This window comes from Sphingomonas sp. STIS6.2 (genome assembly GCF_000732685.2).
GTDB classification, from domain to species: Bacteria; Pseudomonadota; Alphaproteobacteria; order Sphingomonadales; family Sphingomonadaceae; genus Sphingomonas; species Sphingomonas aerolata.
Genome location: NZ_JPDP02000049.1, coordinates 1 through 2,500, shown reverse-complemented (window position 1 = coordinate 2,500; position 2,500 = coordinate 1). Strand labels below are relative to the sequence as shown.

The following is a 2,500-nucleotide window of genomic DNA, read 5'->3' as shown; positions in this document are numbered from 1 at the left end:
CAACTAGTAGAAGTCTCTGGAAAGTGACGCCATAGCGGGTGACAGCCCCGTATACGAAAGTGAGAATTCAGGACTCGAGTAGGGCGGAACACGTGAAATTCTGTCTGAACATGGGGGGACCACCCTCCAAGCCTAAATACTCGTACATGACCGATAGCGAACTAGTACCGTGAGGGAAAGGTGAAAAGCACCCCGATGAGGGGAGTGAAACAGTACCTGAAACGGATTGCCTACAAGCAGTTGGAGGGCTTTTATGGCCTGACAGCGTACCTCTTGCATAATGGGTCTGTGACTTAATGTATCAAGCAAGCTTAAGCCGATAGGTGTAGGCGCAGCGAAAGCGAGTCTGAATAGGGCGCCAGAGTTTGATGTATTAGACCCGAAACCCGGCGATCTAGGCATGACCAGGATGAAGGTGCAGTAACATGCACTGGAGGTCCGAACCGATTAACGTTGAAAAGTTACCGGATGAGTTGTGTTTAGGGGTGAAAGGCCAATCAAGCCGGGAAATAGCTGGTTCTCCGCGAAAACTATTGAGGTAGTGCCTCGCACGAACACCTTAGGGGGTAGAGCACTGGATGGGCTAGGGGGTCGCGAGATCTACCAAACCTAACCAAACTCCGAATACCTAAGAGTGATATGCGGGAGACAGACGGCGGGTGCTAAGGTCCGTCGTCAAAAGGGAAACAGCCCTGACCTACAGCTAAGGCCCCCAAATCGTATCTAAGTGGGAAAGCATGTGGGACTTCCAAAACAACCAGGAGGTTGGCTTAGAAGCAGCCATCCTTTAAAGAAAGCGTAACAGCTCACTGGTCTAAACAAGAGGTCCTGCGGCGAAGATGTAACGGGGCTCAAGATACGTGCCGAAGCTTAGGGTGTGCCACTTATGTGGTACGCGGTAGCGGAGCGTTCCGTAAGCCTGTGAAGCGATCTGGTAATGGGTCGTGGAGGTATCGGAAGTGCGAATGCAGACATGAGTAGCGATAAAGAGGGTGAGATGCCCTCTCGCCGAAAGACCAAGGGTTCCTGCGCAAGGCTAATCCGCGCAGGGTGAGCCGGCCCCTAAGACGAGCCCGAAGGGGGTAGTCGATGGGAACCACGTTAATATTCGTGGGCCTGGTGGTGTGTGACGGATCATGTGTGTTGTCATCCCTTATCGGATTGGGATGGCTTCGAAATGGTTCCAGGAAATAGCCCCACCGTATAGACCGTACCCGAAACCGACACAGGTGGTCAGGTAGAGTATACCAAGGCGCTTGAGAGAAGTGTCCTGAAGGAACTCGGCAAATTGCCTCCGTACCTTCGGAAGAAGGAGGCCCTCACTATGCGCAAGCACTTTGAGGGGGCACAGGCCAGGGGGTAGCGACTGTTTAGCAAAAACACAGGGCTCTGCTAAGTCGGCTTCAAGACGACGTATAGGGCCTGACGCCTGCCCGGTGCCTGAAGGTTAAGTGGAGGGGTGCAAGCTCTGAAATGAAGCCCAGGTAAACGGCGGCCGTAACTATAACGGTCCTAAGGTAGCGAAATTCCTTGTCGGGTAAGTTCCGACCTGCACGAATGGCGTAACGACTTCCCCACTGTCTCCAGGACATGCTCAGCGAAATTGAATTCTCCGTGAAGATGCGGAGTACCCGCGGTTAGACGGAAAGACCCCGTGCACCTTTACTGCAGCTTCAGAGTGGCATTAGGAAGAAACTGTGTAGCATAGGTGGGAGGCTTTGAAGCATCGGCGCCAGCTGATGTGGAGCCATAGGTGAAATACCACCCTGTTTGTTTCTGATGTCTAACCTCGTTCCGTAAGCCGGAACAGGGACCCTCTGTGGCGGGTAGTTTGACTGGGGCGGTCGCCTCCTAAAGAGTAACGGAGGCGCGCAATGGTGGGCTCAGGACGGTCGGAAACCGTCTGTTAGAGTGCAATGGCATAAGCCCGCCTGACTGCGAGACTGACAAGTCGAGCAGAGACGAAAGTCGGTCATAGTGATCCGGTGGTCCCTCGTGGAAGGGCCATCGCTCAACGGATAAAAGGTACGCCGGGGATAACAGGCTGATAACCCCCAAGAGCTCATATCGACGGGGTTGTTTGGCACCTCGATGTCGGCTCATCACATCCTGGGGCTGGAGCAGGTCCCAAGGGTTTGGCTGTTCGCCAATTAAAGTGGTACGTGAGCTGGGTTCAGAACGTCGCGAGACAGTTTGGTCCCTATCTGCCGTGGGCGTCGAAATTTGAGAGGAGTTGACCCTAGTACGAGAGGACCGGGTTGAACATACCTCTGGTGTACCAGTCGTTCTGCCAAGAGCGCAGCTGGGTAGCTATGTATGGACGGGATAACCGCTGAAAGCATCTAAGCGGGAAGCCTCCCTCGAGATAAGATTTCATAGAGCCGTCGGAGACCACGACGTTGATAGATCGGATGTAGAAGTGCGGTAACGCATGGAGCTAACCGATACTAATTGCTCTATTCGCGCTTGAGAGTCTCACACCATCAATGACAACACTGGG

General features: G+C 53.6%; 1 rRNA gene (cut by a window edge). It reads left to right on the top strand.

Annotation, left to right across the window (positions count from 1 at the left end):
* Positions 1-2,471: ribosomal RNA gene (locus sphst_RS09655) — 23S ribosomal RNA — on the top strand; it begins 326 nt to the left of the window's first position.
* The last annotated feature ends 29 nt before the right edge of the window (positions 2,472-2,500 follow it).